The 19475-nt window shown below is 67.4% G+C and carries 19 protein-coding genes; 11 read left to right on the plus strand and 8 right to left on the minus strand.

All coding sequences use genetic code 11. From position 1 onward, the window contains the following. Positions 1-170 precede the first annotated feature (170 nt). From ABJD39_RS09990 to ABJD39_RS10000, 3 genes are all read left to right on the plus strand, one after another. Positions 171-545, plus strand: a complete 375-nt coding sequence (locus tag ABJD39_RS09990; protein WP_348607859.1) for a DUF5802 family protein — start codon at positions 171-173, stop codon at positions 543-545. Positions 546-666: 121 nt separating this feature from the next. Further along, a complete protein-coding gene (locus tag ABJD39_RS09995) occupies positions 667-1572 on the plus strand; it encodes a Vms1/Ankzf1 family peptidyl-tRNA hydrolase (RefSeq protein WP_348607861.1) in 906 nt (301 codons plus the stop codon). Positions 1573-1984: 412 nt separating this feature from the next. Further along, the gene (locus ABJD39_RS10000; RefSeq protein ID WP_348607864.1) at positions 1985-3067 is read left to right on the plus strand and encodes a class I SAM-dependent methyltransferase; all 1083 of its coding nucleotides are present in this window, start codon (positions 1985-1987) and stop codon (positions 3065-3067) included. Between the two features lie 38 nt (positions 3068-3105). Here the strand turns inward: ABJD39_RS10000 and ABJD39_RS10005 are convergent, their stop codons facing one another. After that, the gene (locus ABJD39_RS10005) at positions 3106-4359 is read right to left on the minus strand and encodes a carboxylate--amine ligase (RefSeq protein ID WP_348607866.1); all 1254 of its coding nucleotides are present in this window, start codon (positions 4357-4359) and stop codon (positions 3106-3108) included. Between the two features lie 165 nt (positions 4360-4524). Here ABJD39_RS10005 and ABJD39_RS10010 point away from each other — a divergent pair, with 165 nt between their 5' ends. After that, a complete protein-coding gene (locus ABJD39_RS10010) occupies positions 4525-5097 on the plus strand; it encodes a DUF5813 family protein (RefSeq protein ID WP_348607869.1) in 573 nt (190 codons plus the stop codon). Positions 5098-5145: 48 nt separating this feature from the next. Here the strand turns inward: ABJD39_RS10010 and ABJD39_RS10015 are convergent, their stop codons facing one another. Both ABJD39_RS10015 and ABJD39_RS10020 read right to left on the minus strand, forming a co-directional pair. Further along, a complete protein-coding gene (locus ABJD39_RS10015) occupies positions 5146-5376 on the minus strand; it encodes an Lrp/AsnC family transcriptional regulator (protein ID WP_348607871.1) in 231 nt (76 codons plus the stop codon). Further along, entirely contained in the window at positions 5377-6081 is a 705-nt protein-coding gene (locus tag ABJD39_RS10020; RefSeq protein WP_348607874.1) for a potassium channel family protein, read from the minus strand. An 82-nt stretch (positions 6082-6163) separates the two neighbouring features. Between ABJD39_RS10020 and ABJD39_RS10025 the strand changes: the two genes are divergently transcribed. Continuing rightward, entirely contained in the window at positions 6164-6400 is a 237-nt protein-coding gene (locus ABJD39_RS10025; RefSeq protein WP_348607876.1) for an Lrp/AsnC family transcriptional regulator, read from the plus strand. A gap of 68 nt (positions 6401-6468) precedes the next feature. Here the strand turns inward: ABJD39_RS10025 and ABJD39_RS10030 are convergent, their stop codons facing one another. After that, entirely contained in the window at positions 6469-7518 is a 1050-nt protein-coding gene (locus tag ABJD39_RS10030; RefSeq protein ID WP_348613629.1) for a thiamine pyrophosphate-dependent enzyme, read from the minus strand. Between the two features lie 128 nt (positions 7519-7646). On the opposite strand from ABJD39_RS10030, the gene ABJD39_RS10035 reads away from it, so the two are divergent. Continuing rightward, the gene (locus ABJD39_RS10035; protein WP_222913454.1) at positions 7647-7961 is read left to right on the plus strand and encodes a hypothetical protein; all 315 of its coding nucleotides are present in this window, start codon (positions 7647-7649) and stop codon (positions 7959-7961) included. 39 nt (positions 7962-8000) lie between these two features. Here the strand turns inward: ABJD39_RS10035 and ABJD39_RS10040 are convergent, their stop codons facing one another. The 3 genes from ABJD39_RS10040 to ABJD39_RS10050 all read right to left on the minus strand — a co-directional run bounded on the left by ABJD39_RS10040 (position 8001) and on the right by ABJD39_RS10050 (position 9877). After that, positions 8001-8900 carry a DUF7537 family lipoprotein gene (locus ABJD39_RS10040; protein ID WP_348607879.1) on the minus strand — a complete coding sequence of 300 codons (900 nt, stop codon included), beginning with the start codon at positions 8898-8900 and terminating at the stop codon, positions 8001-8003. A gap of 81 nt (positions 8901-8981) precedes the next feature. After that, on the minus strand, positions 8982-9590 hold the full coding sequence (gene tmk / locus ABJD39_RS10045) for a dTMP kinase (protein WP_348607881.1): 609 nt from the start codon (positions 9588-9590) through the stop codon (positions 8982-8984). 77 nt (positions 9591-9667) lie between these two features. Beyond that, a complete protein-coding gene (locus ABJD39_RS10050) occupies positions 9668-9877 on the minus strand; it encodes a hypothetical protein (protein ID WP_348607884.1) in 210 nt (69 codons plus the stop codon). 475 nt (positions 9878-10352) lie between these two features. Here ABJD39_RS10050 and ABJD39_RS10055 point away from each other — a divergent pair, with 475 nt between their 5' ends. Continuing rightward, positions 10353-13514 carry an adenosylcobalamin-dependent ribonucleoside-diphosphate reductase gene (locus ABJD39_RS10055; RefSeq protein ID WP_348607887.1) on the plus strand — a complete coding sequence of 1054 codons (3162 nt, stop codon included), beginning with the start codon at positions 10353-10355 and terminating at the stop codon, positions 13512-13514. A 92-nt stretch (positions 13515-13606) separates the two neighbouring features. Further along, complete coding sequence (locus ABJD39_RS10060; RefSeq protein WP_348607890.1) at positions 13607-14485, plus strand: alpha/beta fold hydrolase; 879 nt, start codon at positions 13607-13609, stop codon at positions 14483-14485. Between the two features lie 80 nt (positions 14486-14565). Here ABJD39_RS10060 and ABJD39_RS10065 read toward each other — a convergent pair whose 3' ends face one another. Then, positions 14566-16401 carry a histidine kinase N-terminal 7TM domain-containing protein gene (locus tag ABJD39_RS10065; RefSeq protein ID WP_348607893.1) on the minus strand — a complete coding sequence of 612 codons (1836 nt, stop codon included), beginning with the start codon at positions 16399-16401 and terminating at the stop codon, positions 14566-14568. Positions 16402-16784: 383 nt separating this feature from the next. On the opposite strand from ABJD39_RS10065, the gene ABJD39_RS10070 reads away from it, so the two are divergent. The 3 genes from ABJD39_RS10070 (at position 16785) to ABJD39_RS10080 (ending at position 19287) form a co-directional block, all read left to right on the plus strand. Next, on the plus strand, positions 16785-17783 hold the full coding sequence (locus ABJD39_RS10070) for a hypothetical protein (RefSeq protein ID WP_348607895.1): 999 nt from the start codon (positions 16785-16787) through the stop codon (positions 17781-17783). 284 nt (positions 17784-18067) lie between these two features. Beyond that, positions 18068-18421 (plus strand): hypothetical protein, encoded by a 354-nt coding sequence (locus ABJD39_RS10075; RefSeq protein ID WP_348607898.1) that lies wholly within the window; start codon positions 18068-18070, stop codon positions 18419-18421. A gap of 392 nt (positions 18422-18813) precedes the next feature. Further along, on the plus strand, positions 18814-19287 hold the full coding sequence (locus ABJD39_RS10080; protein WP_348607900.1) for a hypothetical protein: 474 nt from the start codon (positions 18814-18816) through the stop codon (positions 19285-19287). The last annotated feature ends 188 nt before the right edge of the window (positions 19288-19475 follow it).

A 19475-nucleotide genomic window follows, 5' to 3' on the forward strand; every position in this document is an offset into this window, starting at 1 on the left:
CCGGGTCGAGCCGGGTCGAACTGGACCAGCCGGAATCGAACCAGATCGGGGCGCTCGCACCCCATCCCGATTTTCGCCCGGCGAGAACCGGGCTCGCTCGGAATGCGGTCCGACTTAATGGTTCGTGCTAACACTTAACATGGCAGGGGTCCGCATATCGGGTGTACCGCATGTTCGAACGGTTCTCACACGGCTACTACCTGGGCGAAATGTACGTGCAGCCCAGTGGAAGCGACAGCGCGGCGGCGATCAAACGGGCGGACCACGAGCACGTGAACGAACAACTGTACGGTGACGAGGAGGGGATCACCCGACTCGACAACCCGCTCGTGATGAAAGTCGGGACCAAGCACTTCCCGGTCGTCGGCGACGACGACGTTCCGTCGGGAACGCTCGCGCTTCCCGAGGCCGCGGTGCCGGAGGACCTCAAGTTCCGCCTGCCGGGCCGCAGCGAGGTGTTCCTCGCGAACGCCGAGCGCGCACAGGACCTGATCCGGTTCACCGGCTGGGAGGGCGACACCGGCGACCCCGCGGAGTACGCCTGACGCCTGAGCGGCGAGTCGCGCGCCGCGGCGGCGTCCGACGACGAGCAGCAACGGCCGTTGGCGCCCGCGTCGCCGGCCGATCCCCGCACCGTTTTTGCCCCGGGGGCGCGCCGTCTCGCGTATGATCGATCGACTCCTCGGCAGGAGGCGCCTGAAGGAGCGCATCGCCGAGTTGGAGGGGGAGCGCGACGACGCGGTCGCGCACATGGAGGCCGAGGAGCGGCGCCGCGGCGAGGCCGCGCGCAAGCGCCAGGAGGCCGAAAAACGCGTCAACGAGTTGGAGACGCGGGTGACGGAGTTGGAGGACCGACTGGAACGCGCGGCCGCGGAGGACGCCGAGCGGTCCGTCGACTTCCGCCGCGTCGAGACGCTTCGCCCCGGCCGCCGCGACGAGGTGCTCGCGCGCCTCCGGAGCCTGGAAACCGAACCGGAGGGCGCGCTCTCGGCGTTCGTCGCCGACGACGGCGACGTTCCCGACCCGGTCGCGGAGGCGCTCGGCGACCGCGCGTCGCTCGTACGGCGTGCGGCTCCGACGCTGGTGTTCGCCGACGACGCGGGGTTGGTGTCGTGCGCGCTCGCGCCGGCGCTCGACCCCGATCCGTTCTGCGAGTGGGCGGACTCGTTTCGGGTCGAGGACGGCTGGTTCCGGCCGACGGGGCGGTTCGCGTTCGGGCTCGTCCGCTCGGACACGTTCGGACTGGGAGTGTACGAGGGCGACGAGCGCGTCGACCTGCGGACGGTCCGGACGGACGTGATGGACGAGCACGACAAGGGCGGCTTCTCGCAGGCGCGCTACGAGCGGCTTCGCGAGGAGCAGATCGACGAGCACCTCGACGAGTGCCGCGAGGCGCTGGCGGGACTGCCGGGGGATCTCGACCGGGTAGTGCTCGTCGGCGACCGCGGCGTGGTGAAGCGGCTGGCGGAGTATGGGGACCACACCGCCGCCAGCGACGCGACCGGGAGCCCGAAGGCGGCGCTGGAGGAGGCGTTCTCGGAGTTCTGGACGGCGACGTTACGGTTGATCTGAGCACCGGTCCGTCGACCCGCCGGTGCTCGGACGGGACCCCTCCTCTCCGGTGGATAGAGAGTATCTATTCGTCGTATCGGTCGAGTGTGCTTCGATTTCGGGTTATCGATGTGAGCGTGCGGAATTGGACCAAGGACACGAAGTACTGACGGGTAGATACCGCCGAATAACATTAATAATAGTTATGTTTATCGAGATGGCAGTCGATGATTCATCCGGAGGTGGGCTGAGGTGGCACAACCACGGACTCGATAATGAAGTAGAGCGGTCGATCGCCGGTTCATCGTTCAATCGGATGACAAAGACGAATCGGTCGAATCGGCAGACGATCACATGCACGACGTCCACGGGAGGGACTACACGGACGATGAGCACCGAAGTGAACACCTGAAAACCGTGTAGAGACGAAACCATGACAACTGAAACCCGAGCGGAATCTGACCCGATCAACGAACAGAAACTAGCCGAACTCGTAGAGACATCGCTTGTCGACCTCGGCGCGACGGTCCATGCCTCGCTGGCCGTAATCGGTGATGAACTCGGTCTGTATGCGGCACTGGACGAGGCTGGGCCGCTTCCGTCCGCCGAATTGGCCCGGAAAACGGATACCGCAGAGCGCTACGTCCGCGAATGGCTACGCGCGCAGGCCGCTGGCGGGTACGTTACCTACGACCCCGAGACCGACCGCTACGAGCTCTCCCCTGAGCAGGCGTACGTTTTAGCCAACAAGGAGAGCCCGGTGTTCATGCCGGGCGCGTTCCAGCTGGTGGCGTCGGCGGCCCGGATCGAACCTGAACTCCGCGAAGCGTTTCGAACGGGCGAGGGCATCGGCTGGCACGAACACGACGAGGACGTATTTCACGGCACCGAACGCTTCTTCGGGCCGTCCTACGGGTCCTACCTGCTCGACTGGATCGAGGCCCTCGACGGAGTCGATGAGAAGCTGAAAGCGGGCGGACGGATCGCCGACGTGGGCTGTGGCCACGGCGCTCCGACGATCCGGATGGCTGAGGCGTACCCCAACTCGACGGTGATCGGGATCGACTACCACGAGGAATCGATCGCGGTGGCACGCGAGCGGGCGGAAACTGCGGGTGTCGCCGACCGCGTCGACTTCGAGGCGGCGACCGCGAGGGAGTACGACGGAACTGACTACGACCTCGTAACGATGTTCAACTGCTTCCACGATATGGGCGATCCCGTCGGGGTGGCGGCCCACGTCCGGGAGACGCTCGGCGAAGATGGTGCGTGGATGATCGTCGAACCGTACGCCGAAGACCGGGTCGAAGACAACCTCACCCCGTTCGGTCGCCTCGCGTACTCGATCTCGACTGTGGCCTGTACGCCGAACTCGCTGAGTCAGGAGGTCGGCTACGGGCTCGGCGCACAGGCCGGAGAGGAACAGACCCGTGAGGTCGTCACCGAAGGTGGATTCACCCGCTTCCGCCGGGCGGCAGAGACACCAACCAGTCTGGTCTTCGAAGCGAAGCCGTAATCCGGGAAGGTCGTTCGCGGAGCCCCCGACCGCGGACCTCAACAGGAGCAGTAGTAGTCGCGGTCGGTGAACTCCCCGGTCAGGTACTTCACCGCGGGCGCCGGGTCGCTCGGGCGGTAGAGCCCGGTCGTCAGCTCCCCCTCGTGTTCGAACTCGCCCGAGAACAGGCTCGCCCAGTCGTCGTCGGAGAGCACGTCCCAGAACGCCTCGTCGGTGAGGCACCGCTGAACGTAGTCCGGGAGGTACACCCAGCGCGCGTCCCGCGGGCCGTCGACCGCCGCCTCCGCCTCGTACTCGGCGTCGTCGACGGCGTCGGCGTAGGCGGCCATCGGGAGGTTCGCGCCGGCCGCGACGGGCATCGAGATCCACTTCCACGGGCGCGTGTTCACGTCGAGCAGCACGTACCGTTCGCGGTCGGCGTCGTACACGAACTCGGCCTCGCTGATACCGTGGTATCCCGTCTCCTCCAGTACCGCGAGGGCGTGCTCGCGGACAGCCGGTTCCTCGACGCGCTCGACAAGACAGGAGGTCCCGAACGCGGGGAACCGGACGGCGGCGTTGCCGACGACGGCGAGCGGGTCGCGGTCGGCGGGGTCCGGGGGCATGTAGCTCGCGAGCGAGGTGTCGCGCCCGACCTCGACGTTCACCTTCTCCTGTGCGAGCACCGTCGCGCCGTGCTCCTCGGCCTCGGCGACCAGGTCCGCGAACTCCTCTCGGTCGGCCACCTCGATGACGTTCGTCCCGAACGCCTCCTCGAACTTCCGCTTGTGCGCGGGCTTGACGACGAACGGGAACGAGAGGGTCTCGGCGATCTCCTCGACCCCGTGCTCGCCGACCTCGTAGGTCTCGGGGTACGGTACCCCCAGATCCTCACACAGCGCGTAGAGGTTCGCCTTGTCGAGCACGCGCTCGACGCCCGCGAGATCCGAGAACGGGAGGCGGACGCCCGCGGGCTCCGTCTCGGCGAACCCGCGCACCCACTCGTCCATGCAGGCGAACGCGACCGGCTCGTGATCGAGCACGTCGGCGATCCGCTCGACGTCCGCGCGGAAGCCGTCGGCGTCGTCCAGCGGGTAGGTGACCAGGCCGGCGTAGTCGACCGCCTCGGAGGGCGGGGCGAGCCCGGAATCGGTGCGATCCAGTGCGATCACCGGCACGTCGTGCGCCGAGAGCGCGCGGGCGACGCTCACGCCGGTGATGTGTGCGTTGGCGACCAGCGCGGGCGGGCGGTCGAAGTCGGCGCCCGCCAGCGCCGCGACGAGCGCGTCGGTGTCGTGGAACGTCTCGGCCATGCGCGGCCGTTCGAGCGAGCGAGGTAAAGGCCCGCGTTCGGCGGCGTCGACTGCCGGCGCCGGCGACGAACCCGGCGGTGCCACCGTCGTTCGGACGCGGCGGCGCCGGTTGGTTCCGGTGCCGCGAGCGCGCCGCTTATCCGAGCGCCGACCCTCCGAACGGACATGAGCGACACCGACGACGGGTCCGCCGACGACGCTGATGCCGTCGGCGACGCCGCCACTGACGACCCCGCCCTCCCCGGACGCGTCCGACGCGCCGCCCGCGATCACGACGCCGTCGACGACGACGGCCCGGACGGCACGCTCGCGGTCACCTCCACGCCGTTCGACGCCGCGGTCGCCGTCGCGGAGGCCGAGGACGGTCGCGTCGAGTTCGACGTAACCGTCTCCGTGCCGACCCTCTCGGCCGTCGTCGAGGACGAGGTCGCGGACGTGGTCGAGGACGGCTGGCTCGACACCTTCGAGCGCCGGATCGCGGCCGTCGGCGACGTGACCGCCGCCGGCCACGATCTCGATCCGACCGTCGAGCGCGACGGGGACGAGGTGACGGTTACGGGGTCGATCCGGGACGTGAACGAGCGTCGCGGGCTGAACGACGCGGTCGCTCTCGTCGACTTCGTCGAGGGCACCTACGTCCAGGGCGTGATCCCGGGCTACGAGTACGGCGAGCCCGTGACGGGGCTCATCGGCCGCGCGCGTGCGGCCGGCGGCGACGACGGCGACGGCGTGTTCTGAGGCAGGTCGGGGACCTCGGGACAGTCCCTGAACCCGGGTACTCGACGATCACCCCATCGAGATGTACGTCTGCGTGTCCTCCACGCCGGAGATCCCCTGGATCCCATCGGCAGCGACGAGCTTCACGTCGGTCGGGTCCGCCACGTCGACCTTGACGACGAAGTCCTTGTCGCCGGCGACGATGTGCGCCTCGGCGACGCCGTCGAGGTCGAGGATCGCGTCACGGATGCGGTCGGCGTCGCCGGAGGCGGCTTTCACCATCACGTACGCGACGACCATTCAGGCACCACCCCCCGCGCTCGCGGCCGAGGCGAGCGTCTCGCCGGCGTCGTCGCCGACCAACAGTTGCCGTACGTCGTCGAGCACGTCGAAGTCCGCGAGGACGGCGACGCGGTCGCCCGTCTCGAGGGAGTTGTCGGGCAGCGGGATCCCCATCGGTTCGTCGTGTTTGCCGAACGCCAGCAGCCGCGCGTTCGCGGGCAACTCGACCTCCGAGAGCGTGTATCCGCGCATCGGCGACTCTCCGGGGATCGTGAACAGCAGCACCTGGAGATGCTCGGCGATGTCGGCGATGGCCCGGATGTTGCCGCCCAGCAGCGCGTTCTTCGCGCCGATGGCGCCCAGCCGCTCGGGATAGATGATCTCGTCGACCTCGTCGGCGTACTTCTGGTAGATCTCCTCGCGGTAGTCCTCGTCGATGCGCATCACGGTGCGACAGCCGTGGTGCTTCGCGATCATGCACGCCGCGAAGTTCGCGTTCAGGTCGCTCGTTAGCGCCCCGACGGCGTCCGCGCGCTCGACGGCCGCCTTCGCCAGCACGTCCTCGCGCGAGCCGTCGCCCTCGACGACGCTGAAGCCGTCGGCTCGGCCCCGGTCCGCTCGGTCGGTGTCGCGCTCGACGAGCGTCACGTCGTGGCCCTCCTCGCGGAGCACCCGCGCCGTACGGAGTCCGACGCGACCCGCTCCGATAACGATGAAACGCATATGCTATCAATTACCACGGGGCAATATAACGCTACCTCCGCCTCGCAGGAACGCTTTTTACTGTGGTACATGTTCACACACTATGGTTCACGCGTTCGTGATGGTGAAGGTGAGCGGGGACGCGGACACGCCGGGCGTCGCCGACGCGATCTCCGAGATCGAGACTGTGATCGAGGCGCACGTGGTCGCCGGCGACTTCGACGTGGTCGCGGAAGTCGACGCGCCCGACATGTACACCGTCCTCGACACCGTCGCCGACGCGGTCCGCGGCGTCGACGGCGTCACCGACACCCGGACGTACGTGTCGATGACGGAGTAGCCGGCACGGCACCGATCGAACGGCGCGGGCACAGCGTGAGCGGCGAGACTCGGGAGAAGCGGACGGGGCTATCGATCCAGTTCGTACGTCTCGGGGTGCTCGTCGGCGGCCGCGCGGGCAGCCTCGCGCTGTCGGCGTACGTCCGCGGGGAGGTCCTCGGACAGCGAATCGAACATGTCCTCGGGCACCGGTCGCGGCACGGCCTCGGCGGTCTCGACGGCCTCGGCGAGTTCGTCGTTCGCCTCCTCGGTGACCTCCTCGAGGAAGCCGTCGTCGACGATCCCCTGATCGCGACACCACTCGGCGAACCGGTCGAGCGGGTCGCGCAGGCGCCACGCCGGGAGGTCCGGGTCGCCGTCGCGGTACTGGCTCGGATCGTCGGCGGTGGTGTGGGCGCCCTGACGGTACGTCAGCGCCTCCACGAGCACCGGGTCGCCGTCGCGGGCGCTCGCGAGCGCGTCCTCGACGACCGCTCGCGTGGCGAGCGGGTCGTTGCCGTCGACCCGGACGCCCTCGATACCGTAGGCGTCGGCCTTGACCGCGATCGACTCGCTGGCGGTCTGGCGCTCCCTCGGCAGCGAGATGGCCCAGCCGTTGTTCTCACAGAAGAAGACGGTCGGGGCGTCGAACACGCCCGCGAAGTTCAGCCCCTCGTGGAAGTCCCCCTCCGAGGTCGCGCCGTCGCCGAAGCAGACCAGACTCGCCCAGTCCTCGTCCGCGTAGGTCGCCGCCATCCCCGCGCCGGCGGCGTGCGGGATCTGGCTGGCGATGGGCACCGCCTGCGGGAAGACCGGCACGTCGTGGTCGGAGTGGTACTCGGGGAAGCCGCGCCGAAACAGCAGGATGTCGCTCATCGGGACGCCACGGGCGATCTGGAGGGCGTTCGAGCGATAGGTGGGGAACAGGTGGTCCTCCTCGCGCATCGCGTGGGCGGCGCCGACCTGCGCGGCCTCCTGTCCCTCGAACGGCGGGTAGCCGCTCATCCACCCGCGCCGCTGGAGGGCGAGCGCGCGCTCGTCGAACCGGCGGGTGCGGACGATGTCGCGCAGGGCCGCGCGGGCGTCCTCGGCGTCGAAGCGCGTCCCGTCGAGGTCGCGCGCCCCGACGATCCGCGTCACGTCGTCGCTCATGGCCCCACCTGTCGCGGCATCCGGCATAAATTGCGGCGGGACGGCGGCGTGCCCACCGCCAGGCGGCGACTCGCCGCCCCCGACAGGCCAAAGAGCGCCCGACCCCAAGGCGGGGTATGGTCTCTGCGCTCGCGCTCGTGCTCACCGTCGTCGCGCTCGCGGTGAACACGCTCGTCGTCGCGGTGCTCTCGCGCTTCTTCCGGATCCGGCTGAAGACGCAGTGGGGGTGGGTGACGTACACGATGCTCGTCTCGCCGGTCGTCCTGGTCGTGCTCGGGCTCGTGCAGGGGTCGGTGATCCCGCCCCTGTTCGAGGGAGCCGCCGGCCTCTTCCTCGCCGTCTTCGTCGGTGTTCCGCTCGCGCTCGGGTTCACGATCGACCTGCTGTACGTGCCGCCGCCCGAGGAGTACGACCTGCCGGCGGCGGAGTAGCCGCCCGATCTCCCCACCCTCTCGGCGCGAGCGTGTCGGTCAGGGTGAGGTCTGGCTCTCCGTTTCAGTTTCCGTTTCCGTTTCCGTCCCCCCCTCTTCCTGCCCTTCCCCTTCCTCCTCCGCGTCGAGGGCCTCGTCGACCCACGCCGGCGGCGCCGCGTCGGTGTCGCCGGTCGTCACGCGGAACCGCTCGACGACGGTCGCGGTGACCGACTCGTTTCCGGATCCGTACGTCGCAGTGTAGCGAACCTCGTATCCGCGGACGATGCCCTCCTCGGTGACGTACGCCGTGACGCTGAAGTTCTCAACCCGGTTCCCGTTCCGATCGAGCCGTTCGTGTTCGGCGGCGAGCACGAACAGCCGCTCGCCGGCGACGGCGACCGTACCGGTGAGCCGAACGTCCGTCCCGTCGAACGCGGCGAGCACCTGTTCCTCCCCGCTGTCGTCGGTGCTGGCGACCGTCGGCGGCTCGCCCGGAACCGCCCGATAGCTGACGGCGCCGTCGTCGTCGACCGTCCGCAGCGCCGTGACGCTCCCGTTCGTCCAGAACGCGAACGCCCGGATCGGCGGACTGTCTTCTCCCGGGAGGCTCCCGTTTCGGACGTAGTCACCACCGAGCCGGCTGCCCGCGTGCTCGATGACGCTGTGGCGCGTCGAGAGGACCGTCCCGTTCGCCGCGACGACGGTCCGCCGGAACCGGACGGTCGAGTTCACGTCGCGAAGCGTTCGGTCGTGACTCGCCGCGAGCGTCGTCACGTCGACGGAATCGGCGGTGACGCCGGGCGGATTGCTCGGCTCGGGCGTCGGCGTCGGCGACGCGGTCGGCGTGGTCGCGAGCGCGGGATTCACCGTCCGGCCGCCGTCGCCGCCGGCTCCGGCACCGCAGCCGGCGAGGAGGACGGCGACCGCGACCGCGAGCGTGAGGACGGGGCGTCGCATACCTCCGGCACGGGCGCGCGGCGAATAAGTGCAGATGGTGCCGGCGATCGGCCCGGATCCGGGATCGAGGACGGCGCCCGGTCAGCGGTCGCGGTGGTCGCCGTGTGCCTCGACGAGCCGCTCGACGGTGTCCTCCACGGCGTCGAGCACCTCCTCGGGCGAGCGGCCGGCGTCGACGCGGACGAACCGCTCGGGCTCGGCGTCGATCAGCCGTTCGTAGTTCGACTGCACTTCCGCGAGGAACGAGACGCGCTCGTACTTGTCGGTCGCGCCGGCGCGCGCGGCCGCGGTCTCCGGGTCGACGTCGAGGTAGATCGTCGCGTCCGGCTCGCGAGTGAACGCGCCGTGGATACCGCGGATGTATTCGAGCGGACGCTGGAGGTCGGAGTCGGCCAGAGTTGCGGCCTGATACGCGTACCGCGAGTCGGTGTATCGGTCGGAGATCACCAGGTCGCCGTCGGCCAGCGCCGGGCGAACCTCCCGCGAGAGGTGGTCAGCGTGGTCGGCGATGTAGAGGAACAGCTCGGCCAGCGGGTCGGCGTCGTCCTCGGCGATCGACCGGTAGACCGCGTCGCCGTACCATGAGTCGGTCGGCTCGCGGGTGAACGTCGCGTCGGGGTAGACGTGCCGGAGGGCCTCCCAGGCGGTGGTCTTCCCGCTCCCGTCGAGCCCTTCGAGCGTGAGGAGCATCTGTCGGTTCGTGGTGCTCACGCCGGGGGCTTACCGCTTGCGTGTCGCTCGCCGCGATCGGACAGCTGTTCGACGGCTCACAGGAGGAACGTCGTCACGAGGAGGAACACTCCGACGGCGAACGCCGCGATCAGTGCCAGCCGCCAGGCGATGCTGAGGACGATCCGCCCGACGAACAGGACGACCAGAAAGCCGACCAGCGCGAGGAAGACGGTTCCGAGCGTCGAGTCGAGCGGTCCGGGAAGCTGGAGCAGCGCGGTCGATGCGGCGAGCGCGAGGGAACTCATGGCGGTCACGACCTCGCCTACTCACCCGGACGTGGTATCCCTTTCCCCACGTGTCTGCCGGTTTTCATCCACCTGGAGACCGAATCGAACGGTCGACGCCGTACCGCCGTCGCGCCGACTCGCTCCGACGATCGGTCGCGAATGCACGAACGTGTGTGGACACGATTGTGCCCGGTTGCGCCGTCCGTCGGTTTCCCGATCCGCTCCGATCGTTGACCACTTCCACTCCGCTCTGAACATCCTTATACCGCCGCTCGTACAACGTTGATACGGACCCGATCAACCGGGCTCAGGCTCATATCGATAAGCCACGCCTACATCAAGCACGGTTGAATTAGTACAAGCCTACCGGAATCCGCGCCGTTTATCAGCGTGGGTCCGGTACCGAACGTCCGTCCGAAACCACAATGGAACGCCACGATATCCACACCGACGTCTGCCGATCTGTCGGCGAAGAACGGGGGGAGCGCGACGAATGAGTCGCGCCGACCTCGACGCCGACGAACTCGAACTGCCGATCAAACGAACCGAGGGGGACACGCTGCGGGACCGGCTCACCTCCAACGCCTACGACAACATCCTGCCCGCGCGCTACCTTCGCAAGAACGCGGACGGCGAGCCCATCGAGACGCAGGAGGAACTGTTCGAGCGCGTCGGCCACAACGTCGCGCTCGCGGAGGCCGTCTACGAGGCCGACGAACCCGTCACGGTCACGCCCGACCAGCTCAAGCCCGATCACCCGCGCCGCGACGAACTCGCCGAGGACGTGTTCGGGGCGGGGGTCACGGCCGACGACGAGGACGCCGAGACCGAGCTGACCGTCTACAACGTCAACAAGTTCGCCTACGAGACCGTCGTTCCCGAACTCCCCGACGGCGTCCGCGAGCACGTCGAGGAGACGGCCGACGAGTTCCAGGAGCTGATGGAGCGGCTCTCGTTCATGCCGAACTCGCCGACGCTGATGAACGCCGGCGACGAGCTCCAGCAGCTGTCGGCCTGCTTCGTCGACTCCCCCGCCGACGACATCGACGACATCCATCAGACGGCCAAGGAGGCCGCCCAGGTGTTCCAGTCCGGCGGCGGCATGGGGTACGCGTTCTGGAAGCTCCGCCCGTACGGCGACGCGGTCGGCTCGACCGGCGGCATCGCCTCCGGCCCGATCACGTTCATGCGGACGTTCGACCAGATGTGCGAGACGATCGCGCAGGGCGGCGCGCGCCGCGGCGCCCAGATGGGCGTCATGCGCGTCTCGCACCCGGACGTGATCCAGTTCCTCCACGCGAAGAACAAGGACGTGAGCCTCGCGAACACCCTCCGGCTCAACGACCCCGACGACTTCACGCACACCTCGTTCGCGGACGCGCTGGACGAGGCCCGCGAGCTGATCGACGACGACGGGAAGGTGCCCAAGCACCTCCGCAACGCCGTCGAGGGCCACCTCTCGAACTTCAACATTTCCGTCGGCGTCACCGACGACTTCATGGACGCGCTCGACGCGGGCGAGGAGTTCACGTTCACCAACCCCCGCACGGAGGAGCCGCACGTCGCCACCCCCGAGACGAAGGAGCTGTACGACATGTTCGGCCTCGGGGAGTACGTCGAGGTCGGCGAGGTGCTGTCGGTGCCCGCCGCCGAGATCTGGGACCAGATCGTCGAGGGCGCCCACGAGAACGGCGAGCCGGGCGTGGTCTACCTCGAACGCATCAACAAGCTCCACAGCTTCGACGTGGAGGAGCACCCCGATCACCGCATCCTCGCGACGAACCCCTGCGGCGAGCAGCCGCTGGAGGAGTACGAGGCGTGCAACCTCGGGCACATCAATCTCTCCACGCTCGCGAACTTGGACGCGCCCGACTGGCGGGTGTGGGTCGAGGAACACGGCGACGAGTACGACTCCGAGTCCGCGGCCGTCGAGGCGTTCCTCGAGGACGCCATCGACTGGGCGGAGTTCGACTACCGCATCGAGATGGGGACGCGCTTCCTCGAGAACGTCGTCACCATGTCGGACTTCCCGGTGCCGAAGATCGAGGAGAAGGTCCGCGACATGCGCAAGATCGGCCTCGGCGTCATGGGGCTCGCACAGCTGTACATCCAGCTGGGCGTCCGCTACGGCTCCGAGACGGGCAACCTGATCGCCGAGGAGCTGATGACCCACATCAACCACGGGTCGAAGGCCGCCAGCCACGACCTGGCGGAGGAGCGCGGTAGCTTCAACGACTGGGAGGACTCGAAGTACGCCGACCCCGTCCGCTACGCCGACTGGTTCGAGCAGTACGTCGGCGAGGACCCCGATGACTGGGCGGACGGCTACCCGATCCGGAACCACAACACGACGACGATCGCGCCGACCGGAACCACCTCGATGGTGGGCAACACCACCGGCGGCTGCGAGCCCATCTACAACGTCGCCTACTACAAGAACGTCTCCGACGACGTGCAGGGCGACGAGATGCTCGTCGAGTTCGACGACTACTTCCTGCGCACCCTGGAGGCGAACGACATCGACGTCGACGCCGTGAAGGAGGAAGCGCAAGAACAGATGGCGACCAACGAGTTCGACGGCGTCGACGGCCTGGAGACGGTGCCGGACGCCATCGGCGAGCTGTTCGTCGTCACCGGCGACCTCGAGGCGAAGGACCACGCGGGCGTGCAGGTGGCCTGCCAGACGGGCGTCGACTCGGCCATCTCGAAGACGGTGAACGCACCCAACGACTCCACGCTGGAGGACGCTCAGGAGGTCTTCGAGTACATCTACGAGCACGGCGGGAAGGGCGTCACCTACTACCGCGACGGCACCCGCTCGAAGCAGGTGCTCACCACGCGCGCGGACAACGCCGACTTCGCTGACGAGAGCGAGGCCGCCGAGGCGCTCGTCGCGCAGATCTCCGAGGTGTTCGGCGGCATCGAGGGCTTCCTCGAGAACGAGGGCGTGCAGGCCGCCCTCGACGAGGAGGTCGCGGACCTGCTCGAAACTGCCGACGAGCGGACGGTCAACATCGACTACACCGAGAAGCGCGCCCGACCGGACTCGCTGCGCGGGGTCACCCAACTCGTCGAGACCGGCTACGGGAAGATGTACATCACCATCAACGAGGACCCCGATACCAGCGAGCCGTTCGAGGTGTTCGCCAACATCGGCCACTCCGGCGGCTTCACCAACTCCTTCACGGAGTCGCTGGCGAAGGTCATCTCGACGGCGCTGCGCTCGGGCGTCGACCCGCGCGAGATCGTCGACGAGTTGCAGGGGACCCGCTCGCCGAAGATCGCCTGGGACAAGGGCGAGCAGATCCAGTCCATCCCGGACGCGATCGGCACGGCGATGCGCCGCTACCTCGACGACGAGGTGGAGAAGGGCTACCCCGAGCAGACGAGCCTCGACGAGGTCGGCGAGGGCGCCGACGCGACCGCTCCCGAATCGGACGGCGGCACAGCGGTTGACTCGCCCGTCGACGCGGGCGCGCCCGGGCCGGAGGACGCCGGCGACGTCGAGGACCGCGTCGGCGAAGCCGACTCGGACGCCGTGGACGAACTCATCGCGAACGGCGAGTCTCCGGAGTGTCCCGACTGCGGCAGCATGACGCTGTACTACTCCGAAGGCTGCAAAACCTGCGAGAGTTGCGGGTGGAGCGAATGTTAAGCCGGGGCTGAGCCCCACCCGCTTCGATTCTCTTTCGCGCGCTACTGGAGACCGAGCAACTGCTATTCTCGTCCGGCGCGTACCGATCGGGCATGTCCACCGTGGAGACGAACGGCGTCGAGACGTACTACGAGCGCCGGGGCGACGGCCCGCCAGTCGTGTTCGTCCACGGCGCGGTCGTCGACCACACCCAGTGGGCGCCGCAGTTCGACGCGCTCGCCGACGAGTACACCGTCGTCGCCTACGACGTACGCGGTCACGGTCGGACGGGCGGATCCGACCGAGAGACCTACACCGTCGACCTGTTCGCGGAGGATCTGGCGGCGCTGATCGACGCGCTCGATCTCGATCGTCCCGTCGTCTGCGGGCTGTCGATGGGCGGGTGCATCGCGATGACGTACGCCTCGCGATGTCCTGACGGGCTCTCCGGACTCGTGCTCGCGGACACGTTCGGTCCCGTGTCGCTCACGCTCGGGGAGCGCCTCCAGCGCGCGTCGCTCCGGTTGACGATCCCGCCGGCACGACTCGTGGGGTACGAACGCGTCGAGCGGGCGATGGTGTGGCTCCGGGAACGCACCGAAGCGGGGATCAGCGGCGACTACGACCGGATCGAGGCGATCCGCGAGACGGGACCGCCGATGTCGACCGCGGAGTTCGCGAAGGTGATCCGCGCGCTGGCGTCGTTCGAGCGGGCGCGCGTCGACCTCGCGTCGATCGCGGTCCCGACGCTCGTGTTGTACGGCGAACACGACGCGGGGTTCGTCCGCCGACAGTCGGCGGTGCTCGGGGCGCTGATTTCCGACGCCGACGTTCTGGAGGTACCAGACGCGGGACACGCGTCGGCCCTCGACGAGCCCGCGTTCGTCACCGGCGAGATCCGCCGCCTCTTGGTACGCGTCGGCACGGTGAACTCCGGGACCGGGTCCGGATCCGGAACTCCGGGCCCGGCAAACGCTGTCGACGACGCGTGAGCACGACCGCCCAGTGGGGCGGCCGACGCGGATCCGCGGCCCTCGTGGCCGGCGGGATGCCCAGATCGGTACTACTCTGGTCAGGGAGTCGGCGCCGCGGGCTGGGTCGACTCGGTTTCCGCAAGCGGGAGCGTCACCGAAACGATCGTTCCGCCCCCGTCTCGGTCGGTCGCGTCGACGGTGCCGCCCGAGATCGTCGTTATGCGATTGATCAGCCACAGGCCGAGTCCGTTCGCGTTCTCCAGCGACGGTTCGGTGCCGACGAGGACCGCCCGATCGTCCGCCGGGATCCCGGGGCCGTCGTCCTCGATACGGAGCTCGACAGTCGAGGTCGCCGGGTCGGCGTCGAGCCGCACGGCGAGTCCGGGTCGATCGTCGTCCGCGTGCTCGATCGCGTTCTCGATCAGGTTGTCGACCACCGAGGGGAACACCGCGACCGCCGAGATCGTGACCGCGTCGTCCGGAAGCGACGTCTCGAGTCGCACCTCGGGCTGTTCGACACGGACCTGTTCACAGCGATCGCGGACCACGGTCGTCAGATCGAACCGCCTGAACTCCGGCTGGCCGTCGGCGAGGGTCTCGGCGAGCGCGGCCTGTTCGACGACCGAGAGCATCCCGTCCGTCCGCCTCGCCAGTACGTCCAGCGCCTCTCTCGCTCCGTCCGAGCGCGAATCGGAGATCTCCTCCTCGAGGAGCGTTAGGTAGCCGTCGATCACCGAGATATCGTTCCGAAGATCGTGTCGCAGTACGCGGTTGAGTACTTCGGCGCGGCGTTCGGCTGCCAGCCGCTCGGTGACGTCCCTGAACACGAGGACCGTCGCGTCCGTCCGATCGAGCGATCCGAGGGAGACCTCGAACGTCCGCGGGCGAGCCGTCGGTTCCGGGTCGCTCCGGCGCTCGCCGTCGGTCGGTCGGTCGTCGGCCGATCCCTGCCGACCGTTCCCTTCGCGCGGCTTCCCGCCACCCTGCGCCGATTCGACCGTCGCGGTGACGGTGGTCGTCCCCGCCATCGGCCGCGCCCGGACTGCCTCGACGAGCGCCGGCTGATCGTGGAACGTCTCGTCGATCGGTCGGCCGACCGGGTCGCCGTCCTCGAACAGCCGGGTCGCCGCCTCGTTGGTCGCTCGGATCGTCCCGTCTGCGTCGACGATCACGACCGGATCCGAGAGGTGATTGACGATGTGGTCCTGTGCGACGGCGATAGAGTCGAGCAGGCGGTATCGAGTGATCGCGACGCCAGTCAGAGCCGTGGTCACCGTGAACATGACCGGCGTGAAATCGATGGGCGGCTCCCCCATGGGGAGGACCAAGATGCTCACGATCCCCGCGAGGGTCGGCAACAGTCCCGCGGCGAGGACGACGAGCCGACGGGAGCGTGTGATCCCGCTCACTCGTCGGCAGCTTCGGGCGAGTCGCCAGAGCACGTAGCCGTTCACCGAGAACGACCACAGCAGGAACGCGAGGAACCCCACCCCCGGCGTCACGTTCGCACGGACGACGGCGTCGCCGACGGCGACGAGGCTCACATCGGAGTAAATCAGCCAGTGAGCCGAATTCGAAACCGCGAGCACCGAGAACGCGAGGGGGACGCCGGAGACGATCGGAAGCCGACGTCGCGTGAGCCAGTGGTCGTCACCGGCGACAGCGAACGCGAACACGGGCCAGGCCGCCCCGACGATGCCGGTCCCGATCCAGAGGACGTTGTTGTACGCGAGTATCTCCGGACGTGTCGTCGCTCGGAGTTGGAGGGCGTATGCCCACGACCACGTCGTCGCACCCACAGCGAGCCCGACGAAGCCGACGACCTCCGGGCCGCCGAGACTCACGCGTCGGCGCCACAGTACGAACAGCAGCATACTGACCGACACGGTTCCTCCGAACAGTAACAGCAGGATGACGTAGGTGACGGGTGACATGGTGGACGGTCCCCGCGTCCGGCTGTCATGGGTTCGAACGTCACCGAACGGCGCCGCCGCGAGCGGGGAGGCTATCAGTCGTCACTCCCGTGCCGGATTTAACAATATCGGGCTCCTATCGAAACCAGTTGCCTCCACACGGTATGTAGTGATTCCCCTGGTACGTCGGTGTGCGAATAGACCAGGCCAGATCGTACGCACCGATCGTACTTCTGTGAGAAAATCCCGCCGTCGAGGGCACGGAGGGTATCCTCGCCCCCAGCATCGTGCGGGCCACCTGATACTCCACCCACAGGATTTTGCCGCTGTGGAACAGTTGTCAAACCAATGAATATACTACCACGGATAGGTCCCCCCAATCCTACCGCTGGGGGAGCGGTGTCATGAGCATCATTACGAGATTCAGCCAGTTGCGTGACTGGTTCCCGATCCCCGATCGGACCACTGGATTCGCCCTGACTCGGTGGGTGTTGCTCGAAGCGGATCGGCTTGCCGTGACTGGAGCGTTGCTCACCGTGGTGTTCGTGACGTTCATGGGGATCTCGACGTTCTGGACCTTCGAGATGCAGACGCTACTGACGGACACCTCCACCGTTCAGACGATCCTCAACACGTTCCTGAGCGGGATGATCCTCCTGGTGTCGATCGTCGTCTCGATCAACTCGATCGTCCTCTCACACGATATGACGTCCGTCCAGAACCAGGAGAACCGGGTACAGGGCGCGTTAAACTTCCGCCGGGAGCTCGGCGAACTGACCGAAACTGGGGAGAACCCGTCCGACCCCACTTCGTTTCTCAAGGTCATGTCTCGGACCATCTCCGACCGCGCAGAGGCACTCACGGGCGATCTGGACGGTATCGAAGAGGATCTCGTCGAGGATCTCGACGAGTATTCCGAGTCGGTTACGACTGCCGCCGAGCGCCTCGGCTCGCTCGACGAGACGTCCGGCGCCGAGTTCGCCGTCCTCTGGAAGGGACTCGGGTTCGACTACGGTCAGCACATCGAGCAGTCGCGGACGATCATCACCTCCCGCGGCGTCTCCCCCGAACACTTCGAGGAGCTTATCGATGCGTTCGAACTGTTCGCCATCGGGAAGGAGTACTTCAAAACGCTGTACTACACGCGGGAGGTGTCGAAGCTGTCCCAGACACTCCTGGTCGTCGCGCTCCCGGCCATCCTGTTCAACGCCTCGACGATCATCGCGATCAACGGGGAGGTTCTCCCCGAGGGGTGGATCCTCGGTATCCCGCCGCTCCAGACGTTCGTAGCCATCGCGTTCACGGTCTCGATCGCCCCCTACCTCGTGTTGACCGCCTATATGCTTCGGCTCTCGACCGTCGCGCGGCTGACTGCCTCCGGCGGGATCTTCTCTTTGAAGTAGCGGCTATCGGGTTCCCCCTCACTGTGGGTGTCCAGGGAATCGATGGGGAGCGGACTCCGGTGGTACAGGCGGTGCTCCGTTCGCTCCTATCATACCGGAACAGCTGTTCTGTCTACCGGCTACACTCCGGAGGACACTCCACAGGTGTCCGGAATCCCGACCGGGTATCCACGAGCGATATCGCGGTTCGGAGGCAGCGCGATCGCATGTGTGTGAACTGTTCTAGGTGACGACCCAACACACGTCGGCGAAGTCCTCATGAGGACAGCCAGTGAAGACGAGGTATGGTAACAGAACTCATCGGGTCGGTAGTCACGTTCATTGTTGCCCTCCTGATCGGAGGGCTCGCGATCTATGTCAGCGCTCGCGTGATCGCGGACGTTGACGACTACAGCCACGCCGTCGTCACCGCGGTCATCGGCGCCATCGCCTGGGCACTGACGTCCTGGATCCCGCTTATCGGCCCCATCATCGCCCTGATCGTGTGGATCGCCGTCATCAACTGGCGGTATCCGGGCGATTGGGTCGAGGCTGTGCTCATCGGCCTGGTCGCGTGGGTGTCGGCGCTCGTCATCCTCTTCGTCCTGAACGCGGTCCTCGGACTGGGGATCGGCGCCTTCGGAATCCCTGGGGTATGATGGTGAAGCTGTGATACCACTCATACAATTCCTCGGAACCGTGTGGACGGTATAGCGGCCGGCGACAGAGCGGGTCGGTCCGTTCTCGGTGGCGTTCCCGTCACCGCCGTCGCCCTCGGTAGACTCGCCTATCTCAGGCCTTGGGTGGCTGAGAACGTTCTCTCGGTGGCACGGGTCGTTGGGGGACCCATTGCGCGTGGAAGTTCGTCTCACCGCGTCCGGAGACGCTGGGACCGGTCCGGAAACCGAACGGTAGTAACGATGTCACAGCGGGGGGACCGTCGAATCTCCCGTCGATCGGGGGTACGGTTATCACGACGAACGACACATGTCTTGATATGACTGATCAACCATCTGACTCGACAGACCGGTCGACCGACATCCAGCGCGATATGGCCACCAGCATCGGACGGCGCGTCCTCCATGGAGGGGTTCGAGGCGTCGTCGGTGGCCTGATCGCGACGACACTCATGACCCTGTACCGGTTCCCGGTCTTTCGCGCACTGCCGCCGACCGCCGACTTCTGGGCGAAATACGTCGGGGGCGGTGACCCGGAAGCGTACCCCGGCACCGGGCTACTCCTGCATTTCCTGTACGGGGGCGCCGCGGGCGGACTGTTCGGTGCCGGAGTCAGTCTGCTGGAGTTCCGGAGCGAACGGCACCGTCATCTCGCCACGATCGGACTCTCCCTCGTGTATGGCCTCGCGCTCTCCGTCCTCGGAACACGGTTCATATTCCGATACCTTCTCGACGAAGAACTGGAGCCGGCCGAAGCGCTGACGTTCCACGTCGGACACGCCGTTTTCGGGCTGACCCTCGGAACGTGGATGAACTCCAAGGAACGGAGTGGTGAGGTATACGAGTGATGACCACAGGGGCCGTCGAGGTTCGATCGCATCCCTCCGTCCGGGAACCTTCGACATCGGACCGCTGACGACGTTGCTACAGGTACCGATGAATGGACTCGTACCCAGTTCGTATGAGTCCACTTTCGCGCAATACCGTCTACCTCGATCCAGCCGGTACGTCCGCTGAGGCGTTCGAATTCTCGCAT

Origin of the sequence: Halobaculum rarum, from assembly GCF_040025155.1 — an archaeon.
Taxonomy (GTDB): Archaea; Halobacteriota; Halobacteria; order Halobacteriales; family Haloferacaceae; genus Halobaculum; species Halobaculum rarum.

Coding starts and splice junctions, on each gene's coding strand:
- ABJD39_RS09990 (WP_348607859.1), top strand. CDS start 171: ATGTTCGAACGGTTCTCACACGGCTACTACCTGGGCGAAATGTACGTG.
- ABJD39_RS09995 (WP_348607861.1), top strand. CDS start 667: ATGATCGATCGACTCCTCGGCAGGAGGCGCCTGAAGGAGCGCATCGCC.
- ABJD39_RS10000 (WP_348607864.1), top strand. CDS start 1,985: ATGACAACTGAAACCCGAGCGGAATCTGACCCGATCAACGAACAGAAA.
- ABJD39_RS10005 (WP_348607866.1), bottom strand. CDS start 4,359: ATGGCCGAGACGTTCCACGACACCGACGCGCTCGTCGCGGCGCTGGCG.
- ABJD39_RS10010 (WP_348607869.1), top strand. CDS start 4,525: ATGAGCGACACCGACGACGGGTCCGCCGACGACGCTGATGCCGTCGGC.
- ABJD39_RS10015 (WP_348607871.1), bottom strand. CDS start 5,376: ATGGTCGTCGCGTACGTGATGGTGAAAGCCGCCTCCGGCGACGCCGAC.
- ABJD39_RS10020 (WP_348607874.1), bottom strand. CDS start 6,081: ATGCGTTTCATCGTTATCGGAGCGGGTCGCGTCGGACTCCGTACGGCG.
- ABJD39_RS10025 (WP_348607876.1), top strand. CDS start 6,164: ATGGTTCACGCGTTCGTGATGGTGAAGGTGAGCGGGGACGCGGACACG.
- ABJD39_RS10035 (WP_222913454.1), top strand. CDS start 7,647: ATGGTCTCTGCGCTCGCGCTCGTGCTCACCGTCGTCGCGCTCGCGGTG.
- ABJD39_RS10040 (WP_348607879.1), bottom strand. CDS start 8,900: ATGCGACGCCCCGTCCTCACGCTCGCGGTCGCGGTCGCCGTCCTCCTC.
- tmk (WP_348607881.1), bottom strand. CDS start 9,590: ATGCTCCTCACGCTCGAAGGGCTCGACGGGAGCGGGAAGACCACCGCC.
- ABJD39_RS10050 (WP_348607884.1), bottom strand. CDS start 9,877: ATGAGTTCCCTCGCGCTCGCCGCATCGACCGCGCTGCTCCAGCTTCCC.
- ABJD39_RS10055 (WP_348607887.1), top strand. CDS start 10,353: ATGAGTCGCGCCGACCTCGACGCCGACGAACTCGAACTGCCGATCAAA.
- ABJD39_RS10060 (WP_348607890.1), top strand. CDS start 13,607: ATGTCCACCGTGGAGACGAACGGCGTCGAGACGTACTACGAGCGCCGG.
- ABJD39_RS10065 (WP_348607893.1), bottom strand. CDS start 16,401: ATGTCACCCGTCACCTACGTCATCCTGCTGTTACTGTTCGGAGGAACC.
- ABJD39_RS10070 (WP_348607895.1), top strand. CDS start 16,785: ATGAGCATCATTACGAGATTCAGCCAGTTGCGTGACTGGTTCCCGATC.
- ABJD39_RS10075 (WP_348607898.1), top strand. CDS start 18,068: ATGGTAACAGAACTCATCGGGTCGGTAGTCACGTTCATTGTTGCCCTC.
- ABJD39_RS10080 (WP_348607900.1), top strand. CDS start 18,814: ATGGCCACCAGCATCGGACGGCGCGTCCTCCATGGAGGGGTTCGAGGC.